The organism is Falsiruegeria litorea R37 (genome assembly GCF_900172225.1).
Classification (GTDB): domain Bacteria; phylum Pseudomonadota; class Alphaproteobacteria; order Rhodobacterales; family Rhodobacteraceae; genus Falsiruegeria; species Falsiruegeria litorea.
Window position 1 is genome coordinate 103,300 of sequence record NZ_FWFO01000003.1, and the last position, 15,096, is coordinate 118,395.

Below are 15,096 nucleotides of genomic sequence, written 5' to 3' on the forward strand. Positions count from 1 at the left end.
CCTTTCCTCAATAGACCGGAGGCGCGATGACCCAGACGGCCACGGCAGGCTCGTCATAGGGGTTGGACCATTGGTAGGGCTCGTGTTTGATCCGAAAGCTGTCGCCCGGACCAACCGTAAACGTGCGCTCTCCGATCATCAGGTCCAGATGACCCGAGACCATGTAGCCCACTTCCTGCGTCGGACGGTTGGCCGGTTTCTGCATTCTGGACTTTGGGCGAAAGGTGGAATGCACCATTTCGAAATCATCGGTCAGATCGGGCGAAAGCAGTTCTTCGACCAACCCTTCTTCACCTGCACCCATAGGACGACGGGTACCCGCACGCACAATGTAGCCCTGCTCGCTCGCAGGCGCCGCAGAATGCGCAAAGAGCATCGACATCGGCACGCCAAGACATTCTGCGATTTGCCGCAAGTCCGAGATCGAAGGGTCCGACATGTCCCGTTCAACCTGGCTGAACCACCCGACAGAGCGCCCCAGCCGCCCGGCAATCTCGCTGAGCGTCAACCCCCGCGCCTTGCGCAGCGCGCGAATATCGGCGCCCAAGGTTGCGCTTTGTGGGGCCTGGGTGTTCACCAATCGCTCCTTTCACAGGTCGTGAAAATTTCTCCTCATTTTTCACGATCACCCGAATCACTGAAAAATCCAAGTGTTTTTTCACGGGGATTGAAACTTTCTGATTGCTGCCTCATGTGTGCGGGCACATGGAACAGAACTCACTCCTCTGGAATGCCATCATTTATGTCTGGGCCATCAATGGCTTGACCCTGGTGCTGTTCGCCTGGGACAAACTGTGCGCGCGCTGGAAGTGGCGCCGCGTTCCAGAACACTTTCTGCTGTGGCTGGCGGTTTTGGGCGGCTCTCCGGCGGCCTATCTGGCGCGCTGGCTGTTCCGACACAAAACAAAAAAGCAGCCATTTTCACGATGGCTGCTTTCGATTCTGTTGTTTCAGATCACTGTGGGCGTGATTCTAGCGGGCAAATACCTGTGACAGGATAGATGCCAGAGCATCCGCATCTTCTTGGGTGAAGGCATCCGGTTGATCGCTGTCGATATCGAAGACCGCAATCACCTCGCCCCTGGTGTTGTGGACTGGCAGCACCAATTCGGACCGGGTCGAGGTGGCACATGCAATGTGGCCTGGAAACGCCTCGACATCCGGAACCAGCTGAACCTCGCCCGTCCGCGCGGCCGCTCCGCAGACACCCCGCGCAAACGGGATGACCAGGCACCCATGACCGCCTTGATAGGGCCCGATCTTGAGCAATTCAGGCTCGGTCACGCGATAGAAGCCCGTCCAATCGAACCGATCGTCCGAATGGTGCACCTCGCAAGTCACCGTGGCCATCAGGGCGACCTCGTCTGTTTCGCCCTCGGTCAGCGAGGCGATTGTGGTGGCCAGAGTGTCATAATTCGCGCGCATGTCGTGCTCCGCTTGTGAAAGGGGTCGGGGGGCGCTGCCCCCTCTTGAGCCAAAGGCTCAATTCATCCCCGCCGTATTTGAAACAAAAAGAAGGGTCAAACCCGCTCGATCGCGATGGCCGTGCCTTCTCCGCCACCGATACAGATGGCGGCGATGCCGCGCTTGAGACCGCGCTTTTCCAGAGCGTTCAGCAGCGTGACCATGATCCGCGCGCCCGAGGCACCAATCGGGTGGCCCAGTGCGCAGGCGCCGCCGTTCACGTTCACCTTGTCGCGCGAAAGACCCATTTCACGCATGAACGCCATGGGAACCACGGCAAAGGCTTCGTTGACCTCCCACAGATCGACGTCGTCGGCGGTCCACCCCAAGCGGTCGAGCAGCTTTTGCGCGGCTGGAACCGGGGCCGTCGTGAACAGGCCGGGCGCCTGAGCGTGGCTGGCATGGCCCAGGACGCGCGCACGGATGGTGAGGCCCTGCTCTTCGGCCGCCTCGGCTGAGGCCAGCACCAGAGCCGCCGCGCCATCCGAAATCGAAGAGGCGTTGGCAGCAGTCACTGTTCCATCCTTGCGAAAGGCCGGTTTCAGCGTTGGGATCTTGTCGGGACGCGCCGATTTGGGCTGCTCGTCCGCGTCGACGAGCACCTCTCCCTTGCGAGACTTGAGTGTCATGGGCGCGATTTCTCTATCGAACGCACCGCTGTCTTGCGCCGCGAGAGCGTTCGAGAGGGACTTGAGCGCATATTCGTCCTGCGCTTCGCGGGTGAACTGATAGGTTTCGGCGCAGTCTTCGGCAAAGGTGCCCATCAGGCGGCCCTTGTCGTAGGCATCTTCTAGACCATCCAAGAACATGTGGTCGATCACCTGACCATGACCAATGCGGGCACCCCCGCGCATCTTGGGCAGCAGGTAGGGCGCGTTTGACATGCTCTCCATCCCGCCCGCGATCATCGTGTCGGCGTGGCCCAAAGCAATCTGGTCAAAGGCCATCATTGCCGCCTTCATGCCCGAACCGCACATTTTGTTAAGGGTGGTCGCAGGCACCTCTTCGCCCAACCCCCCGGCAAATCCAGCCTGGCGCGCAGGTGCCTGGCCTTGGCCCGCGGGCAATACGCAGCCCATCAGGACCTCGTCCACAGTGTCCGTGCCGGCCCCGGACAACGCAGCCCGAATCGCGACTCCGCCCAGTTCTGCGGCTTCGACCCCATCAAATGCGCCTTGAAATCCGCCCATGGGCGTGCGTGCAGCCCCGGCGATAACAACCTCTTTCATGAACTCCTCCTCCAAAGTCCTGATCATGAATACTGATTGGTAAGAATTGTCACTTAACCTACGGCCACGACAAACGCCACCTGAGGAACCGTCATGAGCCTGACAAGCACCGTAACCGATCACGCGCGGATCATCACAGTGAACGCTGATCGCATCGACGCCGCCATGGCCATCCAGTTCAAAGAGGATATGCGCTCTGAAACCGAGGGCGGGCCAGACCGGGTCATCCTGGATCTGTCCACCGTCAAATTCATCGATTCCAGTGGCCTGGGAGCCATCGTCGCTTCGATGAAGCAGTTGGACGCAAATCGCAGTCTGGATCTGGCCGGTCTGACACCCGTGGTCGACAAAGTCTTTCGCTTGACCCGTATGGATACCGTGTTCAACCTGTTTCCGTCTTTGGACGATGCCCTGGCAGCCACCGCAAACCACTAATTGAACCGGATCGGAGGCGGCACCGTGACCGAGACTGCGAAGCGAGGCAAATTCGCCTTATCCTTTCGCGCCACAGAATTAGAGGCGCGCAGCGGGATTTGTGCCGTTGCACAGGAATTGCGACTTCAAGGGGTGTCAGAAGACACCGCCGGAGACATCGAAATTGCGCTGGCCGAAGCAATCAACAACATCGTTGAGCATGCCTATTCGGGGATAGAATCCGGCAACATACGGGTGATCTGCTCGTTTCAACAGAGCCGCTTGGACATCCGGGTTTCCGACAAAGGCGTTCCCCTACCCGCTGGCGAACTTCCCGAAGGCGCCCCCGCAGTGATTACCGATGACAGACAGGACCTACCCGAAGGGGGATTCGGCTGGTTCCTGATCCGACAACTGACCAGCGACATCCGCTATGACCGGATCAATGGGCACAATCGCCTATCGATGAGGTTTGACCTGGCCTGAAGGCCCACTGCCACAATAAGGCCTCAATCGCTCCGCACTCGCGCCTCAAACCCGCAGCATAACCTAAGTGTAGCTGCAAATTGGCTTCCCTCGGTGTTGCGCGTAACAGCCCCCACCCAGTGCGCGACACCGAGGACTACACTTCCAGAAAAACGTCAGCGCAATTGACCTTCGCCGCGTGCGACTTAATGTCGTGAGCAAGAGAAGGGAGATCCAATTCATGCGTGATTTTCATCTGCCGGGCCGGTCCGAGGTTCTGGCGACCAATGGGATGTGCGCCACATCGCACCCTTTGGGGGCACAAGTCGCTGTCGACATTCTCAAGCAAGGCGGCAATGCCATGGATGCGGCGATTGCCGGTGCGATTGTCCTTGGGATTTGCGAGCCTCAAATGACCGGGATCGGGGGCGATTGCTTTGTGTTGTATTCTGACCCCAAGTCGGGTCAGGTCCACGCGCTGAACGGTTCAGGTCATGCCCCTGCCGCGGCCTCGGCCGACAAGCTGCGCATCGACGGTCACACCAAGATCCCGCTGACCAGCCCGGATGCCGTAACGATCCCTCGCGCGATTGATGCTTTTTGCCACCTGTCCAACAACGTCGGCCGATTGGGTTTGGATGCGATTTTGCAGCCTGCGATCCACTATGCCGACAGTGGCGTTCCGGTTGCGGCGCGCGTGGCGTTCGATTGGGCCAATGACGCAGACACGTTGCAAGGCAGCGCGCGTGACATCTATCTGTCCAACGGCGCAGCTTTCCAGAGAGGACAGATTTTCCGAGCACCCGGTCAAGCCGAGGTGCTGCGGCGGCTGGCCAAGTCGGGGCGCGATGCCTTCTACACCGGCGAGATTGCTGACGACATGGTCGCATCTCTTCGAGCGTTTGGCGGCGCTCACACGGCCGAAGACTTTGCCGCCCCTTGTGACCTGTCGGCCGCGCCGATCAGCGGCATCTACAAAGGCGTTGATCTGATCGAGCATCCGCCTAACGGCCAGGGCGCAACAGCGATCCTGATGCTCAACATCCTCAAGCATTTCGACATCGCGGGCATGGATCCACTTGGCACAGAACGCGCCCATATCGAAGCTGAGGCCGCCAAACTGGCCTATGATGCCCGCAACCGGTTCATTGCCGATCCGGATCACACTGCACGCCTGGATCATATGTTGTCGCCAGAGACTGCCCAGAAACTGGCCGCACTGATCGACCCCAAGCGCGCGATGAGCGCCCCGGCCGAGGTCAGCGAAGCGGTACACAAAGACACGATCTATATCACCGTTGTCGACCGTGATGGCATGGCGGTGTCACTGATCTATTCCATTTTCCATGGGTTTGGCTCGGGGATCGCTTCGGACAAATTCGGTATCCTGCTGCAGAACCGGGGCGCAGGGTTCACCCTGCAACCCGGCCACCCCAACGAACTTGGGGGCGGCAAACGGCCAATGCACACGATTATTCCGGGCATGCTGGCCGAAAACGGGCGCGTGACGATGCCCTTTGGCGTGATGGGCGGGGCCTATCAACCCAATGGGCACGCAAGGTTCCTGAGCAACCTGGTCGATTTCGACATGGACTTGCAGCAGGCACTGGATGCACCGCGCGCCTTTGCCGATGGCGCCGTGACCAAGGTGGAACGTGGATATAGCGATCAGGTTCGCCAAGAATTGACTGATATGGGCCACAAAGTTGCGATACCCGACACCGCGATTGGCGGCGCTCAGGCAATCCGCATCCGCAACGATGGCGTCCTGGAAGGCGCCAGCGATCCCCGCAAGGATGGGTGTGCTTTGGGCTATTGATCAGGTCCGTCACGCCCGGTCTCGGGCGGGACACCTCAGTTCAACTGAAAGTGAAGCGGGTACGCGCCGTCTTGAAACGGGCCGAACATGTCAGGAATGTCCGGATGATCCACCGGCTCGCCGGAATAATCCGCAACAAGGTTCTGTTCAGACACGTATGCAACGTAATAGCTTTGGTCGTTTTCAGCCAAAAGGTGATAAAACGGTTGATCCTTCAGAGGTCGACTGTCTTCGGGAATCGCCTGATACCATTCCTCGGTATTGGCGAATTCCGGATCGACATCAAAAATCACTCCGCGAAACGGATGACGCTTGTGGCGAACCACTTGGCCCAAATGATATTTTGCGCGCGTTTTTAGCATTGCAGTTTCAGCCCCCGTGTCCTGTTACTACCCTTAACGCGACACATTTGTCCAACAATTGTACCGAAATTTAGGGAAACAGTCTGTGAACCTTGCCTTGACAGTCCTGGAAATTGTGGCCCCGGTTTTTATGCTGGCCGCAGTTGGTTTTACTTGGGTGAAACTGGGATTCGAGTATCGAATTCAGTTCATCACACGCTTTGCCATGACACTGGCTGTGCCCAGCCTGATCTTTGTGGCGTTGATGCAGACCAAGATTTCGGGCGATGATCTTGGCGTATTCACCATCGCCACGGTCGCCGGGAACCTGGTGCTGTCTGTTGTGTTTTGGGTCTTTGTCAAAGTCACGGGGCTGAACCAACGCACGTATCTATCCCCCTTGGTGTTCGGCAATACCGGTAACCTTGGTCTTCCGTTGTGCATCTTTGCCTTCGGCGACGCGGGGCTTGGGTATGCTGTCATCTTTTTGTCTGTGACCGCGCTCTGGTCGTTCACCTACGGCATATATCTGGTGGCGGGCCAAGGTTCATTCGGCAAGGTCGTGCGCGAACCGATGGTCTGGGCGACGATCCTGGGCGCCCTGTTCCTGTGGCAGGGGTGGGAGACGCCAACATTCCTGACCAACGGCCTGAGCCTGATGGGACAGATGGCGGTTCCGATGATGCTGATCACTCTGGGTGTTGCTGTGGCACGTCTGACACCGGGCAACATCGGCCCGGCAATCGTCCTGTCTGCAGTCAAGCTTGCCGTCTGCGTCGCCTTGGGTTGGGCCGTGGCCGAGTACTTTGAGCTGGGCAAAATCGCAGCAGGCGTTCTGATTGTGCAATTTGCCACGCCAGTGGCCGTCACATCGTACCTGCTGGCGGAACGGTTCGGGGCCGATTCCAACGCAGTTGCGGGAATGACGGTTGCCTCGACCGTCTTGTCGATCTTGGCGATGCCAATTGTTTTGGCATTTGTGCTCTGACACGCGCAAACCCGGGAATGTGATTTGCGCCCCTGCGCAAATGGGTTAATATCTGCCAAAAAAAGGCAAGAGGCAGATGAGCAGATCTCTTTGCGTGTTGATGGTCGTGTTGCTGGTGGCAGCTTGCGGCGGCGGGTCAAAGTCCCCTCCGCGCAATCTGGACAATGCCTGCAGCATTGCCAAACAGCGCCCGGAATACATCAAGGCGTTCAAAAAGACAGAACGCAAATGGGGTGTGCCCGTGCACGTCCAGATGGCGACGATCTATCAGGAAAGCCGCTATCGCTCTGATGCGCGGACACCGCACAAATACGTCTTGGGCGTGCTACCCATGGGCCGTCAAAGCAGCGCCTATGGCTATAGTCAGGCACTGGACGGGACTTGGGAGCAGTACAAGAAAGAAACCCGCAGCCGCCGCGCGCGTCGCGACCGGATGAGCGATGCCTCTGACTTTATCGGTTGGTATATGGCCACCAGCAACAGACGCAACGGCATCGCAATGACCGACACCCGAAACCAGTATCTGGCGTATCACGAAGGGCACACCGGATATGCGCGCGGAACCTATCGTAGCAAGTCCTGGCTGTTGCGGACGGCTGACAAGGTTGCTGCACGGGGCGAGATGTATCGCAAACAGCTGAACACCTGTGGACGCTTCAAATACTAAGGCTGGTGCTGCGCCCCTGCGATCCAAAATGTGATCTCAGGGGAGCCACGAACTTTAGCGATTCGAAGAAACGCCAGGTTCTCCGTTGATGAAAAGATTCTGGTTCAGGCTATTGCCTTTGGTCAGGGGCCCCAGAATGACTGTGGTGCGTGACCCCGCGCCATCGTGCACGACCCACTTTCGCAGTTCGACAGGATCACCAGTGAACAACAGGTCAATCCGCCCATAGTCGGGGTTTTTCGGGTCCTGAGCCGTCACGATGGTCGATGTGCCGTCAAAGTCGTGACCAACCACCATCCCAGCCCGCGCCAGATCAACGTTGCGCGCCAGAATGATCGACAGCGGCGTTTTGCTGAGCGGATATTGCTCGGGGGGTTGGTTCGACTTCGGGTCATGGATGATCACAGTACCGCCCTTGGCCAGTACCACGGCGCTGTCAGGCGGATCATATTCGAACCGCATCCGACCAGGGCGCTGCAACCACAATTTACCGGTGGACAGCGACCCATCATCGTTGATCTGGGTCATGGTGGTCTGAACGGTTTTCAGACCGTTCAGATAGGTCGAAATTTCTGACAGGGGCAGCTTTTCAGCGGCCCATGCAGCAGGCGCGGCAAGCGTAACCGCAATGGCAAAAGCGAACTGTTTCATGATCCCTAGATAAGCACCCCAGACCGGAATAAAAGCCCGAACTTACTGTTGTTCAGGCACCAGGATTTCGCGTTTACCCACGTGGTTTGCAGGAGAGACCAACCCTTCTTCTTCCATCTGCTCAACCAGGCGCGCGGCCTTGTTGTAGCCGATCGCCAGCTTGCGCTGGATGTATGAGGTCGAGCATTTGCGATCCTTGATCACGATGGCCACTGCAGAGTCATATAGAGCGTCCTCACCATTGGTGTTACCGCCGGTGTTTAGCCCCAGGACCGCATCAATGTTGTCTGCCTTGTCATCATCCGGGCCATCGACCACGCCGCTCATGTATGCAGGTGGGCCAAACGCCTTAAGGTGATTGACGATCTCTTCGACCTCTTCATCGGAAACGAACGGGCCGTGGCAACGGGTGATCTTGGCACCACCCGCCATATACAGCATGTCGCCCATGCCCAAAAGCTGCTCGGCGCCCATCTCACCTAGAATGGTTCGGCTGTCGATCTTAGAGGTTACCTGAAACGATATCCGGGTCGGGAAGTTCGCTTTGATTGTACCGGTGATGACGTCCACCGATGGGCGCTGAGTCGCCATGATAAGGTGAATACCTGATGCCCGTGCCATCTGTGCCAGACGCTGGATGCAGGCCTCGATCTCTTTGCCTGCAACCATCATCAGATCGGCCATCTCGTCGACGATCACAACGATGTATGGCAGCACCTTGGGTTCGAACTCTTCCGTTTCGAACACGGGTTCGCCAGTGTCGTCGTCAAAGCCGGTTTGCACCGTGCGGCTGAACATCTCGCCTTTGGCCAGCGCTTCTCGCACGCGGCCGTTGTATCCTTCGATGTTGCGGACACCCATCTTGGACATCTTGCGATAGCGATCTTCCATCTCGCCCACCGTCCATTTCAGCGCGACAACGGCCTTTTTGGGGTCGGTCACAACAGGGGACAGCAGGTGCGGGATGCCGTCATAGACGGACAGTTCCAACATCTTGGGGTCGATCATGATCAAGCGGCATTCATCCGGCGTCAACTTGTAAAGCAGCGACAGGATCATCGTGTTGATCGCCACCGACTTACCGGAACCGGTGGTACCCGCGATCAGCAGGTGAGGCATCTTGGCCAGGTTGGCGACGACGGAATCGCCACCGATATTCTTGCCCAGAGCCAGCGGCAGGCTCATGGTGCTATCACCGAAATCGCGGCTGGCGAGGATCTCGCGCAGGACCACCTTTTCGCGATTCTCGTTCGGCAGTTCGATGCCAATGACCGAGCGACCAGGAACGGTCGAAACACGCGCTGACAAGGCCGACATCGAACGAGCAATATCATCGGCCAGGCCGATCACGCGGCTGGCTTTCAGGCCCGGTGCAGGCTCCAGCTCGTACATGGTGACAACCGGGCCAGGGCGGACGCTAACGATCTCGCCCTTGACGCCATAATCATCCAGCACGTTTTCCAACATGCGCGCGTTTTCTTCGAGCGCCTCGTCACTCAGATGGTGACGCTGAATTGTGGTCGGGTTTTCCAATAGGCTCAGTGGCGGCAATTCAAACTGCGTCGCAACCTCCTCGAACGCCAAAGTCGGCTGGGCTTCAGCCTGCGCACGCCGAGACGGTTGCGGAGCCTTGCGCACGGGTTGTTCGACAACCGCCTTGCGCGGATGCGCCACTGGGATGGGCGCAGCAAGAGGTGCAGGCTGCGGGGCAAGAGCCGGTTCCGGCATAGGCGCGGGTTCGGCTTCTGCCATGTCATCCATCGGCACATAATCTGCCGGGGCGTCCTGTGGCGCCACCTCTTCGACATAAACCGGTCGAGGTTGCACAGGCTGCGCAGGTACTTGCGGCTCCACGGGTTGCGCAGCAGTCAACGGCGGCTCGGCTGGGAAATCGCCACCTGCTGTGGGGTCCAGAACCAGCGGGTCTGGACCGCGTCCCCGGCCCTTGGTCAGCGGGCGCGCAGGGTCCGGCTGCGGTTGAACAACGCCTGCGGCTTCTTTGCGGTTGCGCACGACCTGGGCAATCTTGGATTTGATCCGGTCATCCCCCGGCATGGCCTGTTCACCTGCAACGGGCTGCGGCTCGACCAACTCGGGTTCAGGCATCGGCTCGGGACGACGGATCAGGCTGGGCATCCGCGACAGAAGACCAGCTTTGGGTTCTGCCACTGGTGCCGGCTCGGGTTCGACGAAAGGTTCCTGCTCGATCACGGCGTCGGCCTCAGCCGTTTGCGCGGCCAAAGCGGCCTGTTCTGCGGCGGCGCGCGCGGCTTCTTTGCGTTCAGCGCGCAGCGCCTGACGCTCGCGGGCGGCATGGACGGTGGCCGAAGCCCCCTGACCCAGAAGCGTCATCACGGCGCCATAGGCCATGATGATTCCGATCACAAAACGACGCAGACCAAACCGGACCTCGTCGCGGCTGAAGCCCAGAACAAAAACACCCAAGGATACCATCGCGATTGCAGCCAGGATCGACACGATCTTGACCAGGAAATGCAGCCCCACGGGCAACAACAGCAGGAACACACTCAGGAAGAAGTCCCCGCCTGCTCCGCCAAGGCTGTATTGATGCGACGCCAGCCATTCATCGCTTGGCGTCAACGACGCGGCGTAGATCGCGATGGTCACCAGCCAGAATGGCGACAGCACCAACGGCCAAAAGAATCGATCCTCGCCCCGGTGCAAGGCCAGACGCAGGCCCCATGCAATGGTGAAAACCGGGATCCCCCAGCTAGCCATGCCCATGATCAGCATCAGAACACCAGCAATCCAGGCGCCCATACGCCCCATCCAGTTCTGGATCGGCGCATCAGTGGACACCATCCAATTCGGGTCTTCGGGCGTATACGAGCCCAGCATGGCGGCAAAGGCCAATCCAACCAGAACCAGAACGATCCCTGCCAGCTCTTTGCCGCGCCTTTCAATGGCCGCCTGCATGTTGCTGTCCAACAACGGATCGCGACCGCGTGCGTTATATGATGCCATGCCTACCCTCGAACCTCATCCGTAAATGCAGTCGCGAAGTGTTTCCAACCCGCGCTGCAATTCTGTTTTTGGGGCCACCATAGCGACCCGAATATATGCCTCGCCCGGGTTCTGCCCCGGTTCGCCCTGTGCCAGATAGGCCCCGGGCAGCACCCGCACGCCTGTCTGTTGCCACAGCTTCAACGCTGTCTGCTCGCCATCATCCACGGGCAACCACAGGAAGAAGCCTGCTTCGGGCGACTGATACCCCTGCACACCACCCATGACCTGATCGGCAATCGCGTATTTCTCTTGGTAGAGACGGCGGTTTTCCACGACGTGCGCCTCGTCCGCCCAGACCCGCGCTGCTGCCATTTGCAACGGCATCGGCAGAGGAGCACCCGAATAGGCGCGCAGCTGCTTGACCCGTGCAATTGTCTCGGGCCCGCCTGCGATCAGGCCCGATCGCAATCCGGCCAGATTCGATCGTTTCGACAGAGAGTTGAACAGCGTGATCCGTTCAGGATCCGTGCCAAGGTCCTGCGCAACGGTCAGAACGCCAACCGGGGCTTCGCCTTTGTAGATCTCGGAATAGCACTCGTCCGCAAAGATGCGGAAATCAAACCGTTCGGCCAGGCGGATCAGCTCGGCCCAATAATCGCGACTTGCTACCGCGCCCTGCGGGTTGGCCGGCGAACAGATGTAAGCCGCAGTGGTGCGGTTAAGCACGTCGTCAGACAAGCCTGCGTAGTCAGGCAGATGACCGGTTGCCGCTGTCGCAGGTACAAAAACCGGCTCGGCCGCAACGGAAAGCGCTGCCACCATATAGACCTGATAGAACGGGTTTGGGCACAGGATGACCGGCTTTTGGCCATTCTTGGTTTCCGGGCACAGCGCCATGGCGGCGTTGTAAAGCCCCTCGCGCGTGCCGTTCAGCGCCATCACCTGGCTGTCCGCGTCCATCTGCACGCCATATCGACGCCCGATCCAATCCGCGATTGCACCACGCAACTCAGGCATGCCGTTGTTGTCGGGATAGCCCCGGAACCCGGCCGCGTTTTCCATGATGACATCCGTCACCCACTGCGGAAAATCATGCTTGGGCTCCCCAATCGTCATATGCACGACATCGCCGCCTGGATCATGGTGATCGAGCAACGCGCGCAGACGCGGGAATGCATAAGCCGGAAGGTTCGAAAACCGCTCGGGGAAATTCATCTCAACTGCCTCAATACCGGGATCATTCGCGCCCCGTTTGAGACCAAATTACAGATCGCACCCCACTTCGTCCAGACAAAGCATTGCCGTGATTGGCAATTGTGGCATTCAGGTCAGCGCCGCCTCGGCCGCAGCGCCAACGCGCAGCAGAGCCTCTTCGCAGTCGGGTAGACCCATCAGCATGATACCGCAGCTCGGCGTGCCGGTGGGCAACGTCAGCGCTGAAAGCCCCATCAAATTACCAATGCGCGTATTTCTGAGCGCCAAAAGGTTCTCAGTGACATAGTAATCATGGTCGCTCTCCAACCGCTCCAGATTCGGCGGCAGGATCGGAGAGGTCGGCGCCAGAACCGCGTCATACCCCGCAAAAGAAGCATCCCAAGCCGCGCGGCAGCTTTCCAAAGCCGCCCACGCCGCCACATAATCAGGCCCCGAGAAATTGCGCCCCGCCTGGAACCGCTCGCGAATTTCCGAAAACATCGCATCGGGGTTGGCCTCAATCACATCGCGCCACAGGCCATAAGCTTCGGCTGTGTAGAGCGCGCCGGTCAACGCCATGGCCTGCTCCACTTCCGGCACCTCGATCGTATCGATAGTGGCACCCGCGGCTTCCAACCGGCGCACGGCATCGTCGAAGGCCTGACCGGGAACGTCCCGCAGATTGTCCAAAGCCACGGTTTTCAGAACCGCAAAGCGCCGCCCATTGAGCGACGCACCGCGCAAGTCCGCAGGCACCCCACCTTCGAGCATGGCCAGCATCTGTGCTGCATCCTCGACCGAGCGGGCAAGCGGGCCGACTGTGTCAAACCGCAGGCAAAGCGGCACAACGCCTTCCAGGCTGACGCGGCCCGACGTGGTCTTGAGCCCCACCAGATCGTTCCACGCCGACGGAATGCGCACCGAACCGCCCGTGTCCGAACCGATCCCGCAAGCTGCCAGATTGAACGCGACCGAGGCCCCCGCCCCGGATGACGACCCGCCTGGAACGGCGGATTCGTCATGCACACAAGGCGGCGTTGCGGTGATCGGGTTATAGCCCAAGCCGGAAAACGCCAGCTCAGACATATGTGTCTTGCCCAGGCAGACCGATCCGGCGGCAGTTGCGTTCTGCAACACCAGCGCATCCGTATCCGGCACGCGCCCCTTGAGCAGCGCCGATCCGGCCTCGGTTCCAACACCTACCGTGTCGAACAGGTCTTTCCAACTGATCGGCACCCCGTCCAGCAACGACAGGCGGCGGCCCACTTTGGCACGTTCTGCGGCCGCTTTTGCCTCGGCCAGCGCGCGGTCATGGGTTACGCGGGCGTAGATCCGGTCGCGCAGCGGGTGAGCGTCAATGGCGTCCAGATAGGTTTGCGTCAAATCAACCGGGTCGATATCGCCCGCAGCAATCCCACGTCCCAGATCGCTTGCCGTCATTTTCAGCCAATCGCCCATCTTGCCCTCTCTCCCTTGGTTCGGGTGCGACGGTAGCGACAGCGTTCCGCATGGACAATCCCGAAAGGCTGCGCATATTGCACCTCATGGATATGACATCGGATATCGTGATTGTTGGTGGTGGGCTGAACGGCCCTGCGCTGGCTTTGGCCCTGACCGCTACCGGACACAGCGTGACCGTGATCGACGCGCTGCCGGTCAAGACTCGCAAGAATGCAGCCTTTGACGGGCGGTCTTATGCCTTGGCCTTGGCCTCGCAGCGGCTGTTACAGGCAATCGGCGTTTGGGAGGCGGTCGAAGATCACGCCCAACCGATGTTAGAGATCAAGGTCACGGACGGGCACGCAGGTGCAGGTCCCTCGCCATTCTTCATGCATTTCGACCATGCCGAGCTTGAAGAAGGGCCAATGGGCTACATGGTCGAGGACCGCCACCTGCGCCGCGCGTTCATGAATGCGATGGCGGCTGATCCGATGATCACCCAGATCAACGGCAAATCGGTGGTTGCACAACAGGCTTTGCAAGCCGGTGTTTCGGTTACGCTGGACGATGGAGCCGAGGTCACAGGCAAGCTGCTTGTAGGGTGTGATGGCCGCAAAAGCGGCACCGCCACGCGCGCAGGCATCAAACGCACCGGTTGGGACTATGGGCAAACAGCCCTGGTCTGCGCCATCGAACACGAACTGCCGCACAACGGTGTTGCACACCAGTTCTTCATGCCCCACGGACCACTGGCCATCCTGCCACTGACAGGCAACCGCAGCTCGATCGTCTGGAGTGAAAAGACCGATATGGCCCATCGGATCAATGCGATGGAACCTGACGACTATGTTCAGGTGTTGCGCCCACGGTTCGGCGATTTTCTGGGACAGATCAAACTCGCAGGCGACCGGTTCACCTATCCGCTGAACCTAACCGTGGCGAACTCCTTTGTCGGAGACCGTGTGGTGCTGGTCGGTGATGCAGCGCACGGTATGCACCCAATCGCGGGCCAGGGGCTGAACGCGGGTCTGCGGGATGTGGCAGCCTTGGCCGAGGTGCTGACACTCGCCGGTCGGCGCGGAGAGGATCTGGCCTCGCAGCTGGTGCTGGAGCGGTATCAACAGTGGCGACGGTTCGACACGGCTACGCTGGCCTTGGCGACAGATACATTCAACCGGCTGTTTTCAAACGATAACCCGCTGCTACGACTGGGGCGCGACATCGGCATGGGGATCGTTGGATCACTGCCCGGACTAAAACGTGGCTTTGTGCGCGAAGCCGCGGGTTTAACCGGAGACTTGCCAAAACTGATGCAAGGCCGAGCGATCTGAAACGCTAGATAGCGTATTTGGGTTTCGGGGGCTCTCCCGCCCGTCGATCAGGCATCAAAGATGCCCTCCTCCCGTTGGGCCGGGCCTCGCTTCGCTCGGTGGCCTGCACTTGTGGCGAAACAAGTG

15 protein-coding genes are annotated in these 15,096 nt (G+C 59.4%); 7 read left to right on the forward strand and 8 right to left on the reverse strand.

Annotation, left to right across the window (positions count from 1 at the left end):
• Window positions 1–7: 7 nt before the first annotated feature.
• Window positions 8–577 (reverse strand): helix-turn-helix domain-containing protein, encoded by a 570-nt coding sequence (locus tag TRL7639_RS16800; RefSeq protein WP_085797268.1) that lies wholly within the window; start codon window positions 575–577, stop codon window positions 8–10.
• 128 nt (window positions 578–705) lie between these two features.
• Between TRL7639_RS16800 and TRL7639_RS16805 the strand changes: the two genes are divergently transcribed.
• Window positions 706–993 (forward strand): DUF1294 domain-containing protein, encoded by a 288-nt coding sequence (locus tag TRL7639_RS16805; RefSeq protein ID WP_085797030.1) that lies wholly within the window; start codon window positions 706–708, stop codon window positions 991–993.
• Here the strand turns inward: TRL7639_RS16805 and msrC are convergent.
• Together msrC and TRL7639_RS16815 are read right to left on the reverse strand one after the other, a co-directional pair.
• Window positions 973–1,425 (reverse strand): free L-methionine (R)-S-oxide reductase MsrC, encoded by a 453-nt coding sequence (gene msrC / locus TRL7639_RS16810; RefSeq protein WP_085797031.1) that lies wholly within the window; start codon window positions 1,423–1,425, stop codon window positions 973–975. The genes TRL7639_RS16805 and msrC overlap by 21 nt on opposite strands.
• A gap of 95 nt (window positions 1,426–1,520) precedes the next feature.
• On the reverse strand, window positions 1,521–2,693 hold the full coding sequence (locus TRL7639_RS16815) for a thiolase family protein (protein ID WP_085797269.1): 1,173 nt from the start codon (window positions 2,691–2,693) through the stop codon (window positions 1,521–1,523).
• A 93-nt stretch (window positions 2,694–2,786) separates the two neighbouring features.
• Here TRL7639_RS16815 and TRL7639_RS16820 point away from each other — a divergent pair, with 93 nt between their 5' ends.
• From TRL7639_RS16820 to TRL7639_RS16830, 3 genes are all read left to right on the forward strand, one after another.
• The gene (locus TRL7639_RS16820; RefSeq protein ID WP_085797032.1) at window positions 2,787–3,128 is read left to right on the forward strand and encodes an STAS domain-containing protein; all 342 of its coding nucleotides are present in this window, start codon (window positions 2,787–2,789) and stop codon (window positions 3,126–3,128) included.
• Window positions 3,129–3,593 carry an ATP-binding protein gene (locus TRL7639_RS16825; protein WP_235820436.1) on the forward strand — a complete coding sequence of 155 codons (465 nt, stop codon included), beginning with the start codon at window positions 3,129–3,131 and terminating at the stop codon, window positions 3,591–3,593.
• 220 nt (window positions 3,594–3,813) lie between these two features.
• The gene (locus TRL7639_RS16830; RefSeq protein ID WP_085797033.1) at window positions 3,814–5,391 is read left to right on the forward strand and encodes a gamma-glutamyltransferase family protein; all 1,578 of its coding nucleotides are present in this window, start codon (window positions 3,814–3,816) and stop codon (window positions 5,389–5,391) included.
• A 35-nt stretch (window positions 5,392–5,426) separates the two neighbouring features.
• On the opposite strand, the gene hspQ is transcribed toward TRL7639_RS16830, so the two are convergent.
• A complete protein-coding gene (gene hspQ, locus TRL7639_RS16835) occupies window positions 5,427–5,753 on the reverse strand; it encodes a heat shock protein HspQ (protein ID WP_085797034.1) in 327 nt (108 codons plus the stop codon).
• Window positions 5,754–5,838: 85 nt separating this feature from the next.
• Here hspQ and TRL7639_RS16840 point away from each other — a divergent pair, with 85 nt between their 5' ends.
• Window positions 5,839–6,720 (forward strand): AEC family transporter, encoded by an 882-nt coding sequence (locus tag TRL7639_RS16840; RefSeq protein WP_085797035.1) that lies wholly within the window; start codon window positions 5,839–5,841, stop codon window positions 6,718–6,720.
• Window positions 6,721–6,796: 76 nt separating this feature from the next.
• Entirely contained in the window at window positions 6,797–7,387 is a 591-nt protein-coding gene (locus TRL7639_RS16845) for a transglycosylase SLT domain-containing protein (RefSeq protein WP_085797036.1), read from the forward strand.
• Between the two features lie 54 nt (window positions 7,388–7,441).
• Here TRL7639_RS16845 and TRL7639_RS16850 read toward each other — a convergent pair whose 3' ends face one another.
• From TRL7639_RS16850 to TRL7639_RS16865, 4 genes are all read right to left on the reverse strand, one after another.
• Window positions 7,442–8,038 (reverse strand): LolA family protein, encoded by a 597-nt coding sequence (locus TRL7639_RS16850; RefSeq protein WP_085797037.1) that lies wholly within the window; start codon window positions 8,036–8,038, stop codon window positions 7,442–7,444.
• A 42-nt stretch (window positions 8,039–8,080) separates the two neighbouring features.
• Entirely contained in the window at window positions 8,081–11,023 is a 2,943-nt protein-coding gene (locus TRL7639_RS16855) for a DNA translocase FtsK (protein WP_085797038.1), read from the reverse strand.
• A 15-nt stretch (window positions 11,024–11,038) separates the two neighbouring features.
• Window positions 11,039–12,220: an aminotransferase class I/II-fold pyridoxal phosphate-dependent enzyme gene (locus TRL7639_RS16860; protein ID WP_085797039.1), complete on the reverse strand. Its 1,182-nt coding sequence runs from the start codon at window positions 12,218–12,220 to the stop codon at window positions 11,039–11,041.
• Window positions 12,221–12,328: 108 nt separating this feature from the next.
• A complete protein-coding gene (locus tag TRL7639_RS16865; protein ID WP_085797040.1) occupies window positions 12,329–13,657 on the reverse strand; it encodes an amidase in 1,329 nt (442 codons plus the stop codon).
• Between the two features lie 86 nt (window positions 13,658–13,743).
• On the opposite strand from TRL7639_RS16865, the gene TRL7639_RS16870 reads away from it, so the two are divergent.
• The gene (locus TRL7639_RS16870) at window positions 13,744–14,970 is read left to right on the forward strand and encodes an FAD-dependent monooxygenase (protein WP_085797041.1); all 1,227 of its coding nucleotides are present in this window, start codon (window positions 13,744–13,746) and stop codon (window positions 14,968–14,970) included.
• Window positions 14,971–15,096 lie beyond the last annotated feature (126 nt).

Excerpts from the sequence above, each read along its gene's own strand:
- TRL7639_RS16805 (WP_085797030.1), top strand. The coding sequence starts at position 706 with ATGGAACAGAACTCACTCCTCTGGAATGCCATCATTTATGTCTGGGCC.
- msrC (WP_085797031.1), bottom strand. The coding sequence starts at position 1,425 with ATGCGCGCGAATTATGACACTCTGGCCACCACAATCGCCTCGCTGACC.
- TRL7639_RS16815 (WP_085797269.1), bottom strand. The coding sequence starts at position 2,693 with ATGAAAGAGGTTGTTATCGCCGGGGCTGCACGCACGCCCATGGGCGGA.
- TRL7639_RS16820 (WP_085797032.1), top strand. The coding sequence starts at position 2,787 with ATGAGCCTGACAAGCACCGTAACCGATCACGCGCGGATCATCACAGTG.
- TRL7639_RS16830 (WP_085797033.1), top strand. The coding sequence starts at position 3,814 with ATGCGTGATTTTCATCTGCCGGGCCGGTCCGAGGTTCTGGCGACCAAT.
- hspQ (WP_085797034.1), bottom strand. The coding sequence starts at position 5,753 with ATGCTAAAAACGCGCGCAAAATATCATTTGGGCCAAGTGGTTCGCCAC.
- TRL7639_RS16845 (WP_085797036.1), top strand. The coding sequence starts at position 6,797 with ATGAGCAGATCTCTTTGCGTGTTGATGGTCGTGTTGCTGGTGGCAGCT.
- TRL7639_RS16850 (WP_085797037.1), bottom strand. The coding sequence starts at position 8,038 with ATGAAACAGTTCGCTTTTGCCATTGCGGTTACGCTTGCCGCGCCTGCT.
- TRL7639_RS16855 (WP_085797038.1), bottom strand. The coding sequence starts at position 11,023 with ATGGCATCATATAACGCACGCGGTCGCGATCCGTTGTTGGACAGCAAC.
- TRL7639_RS16860 (WP_085797039.1), bottom strand. The coding sequence starts at position 12,220 with ATGAATTTCCCCGAGCGGTTTTCGAACCTTCCGGCTTATGCATTCCCG.
- TRL7639_RS16865 (WP_085797040.1), bottom strand. The coding sequence starts at position 13,657 with ATGGGCGATTGGCTGAAAATGACGGCAAGCGATCTGGGACGTGGGATT.
- TRL7639_RS16870 (WP_085797041.1), top strand. The coding sequence starts at position 13,744 with ATGGATATGACATCGGATATCGTGATTGTTGGTGGTGGGCTGAACGGC.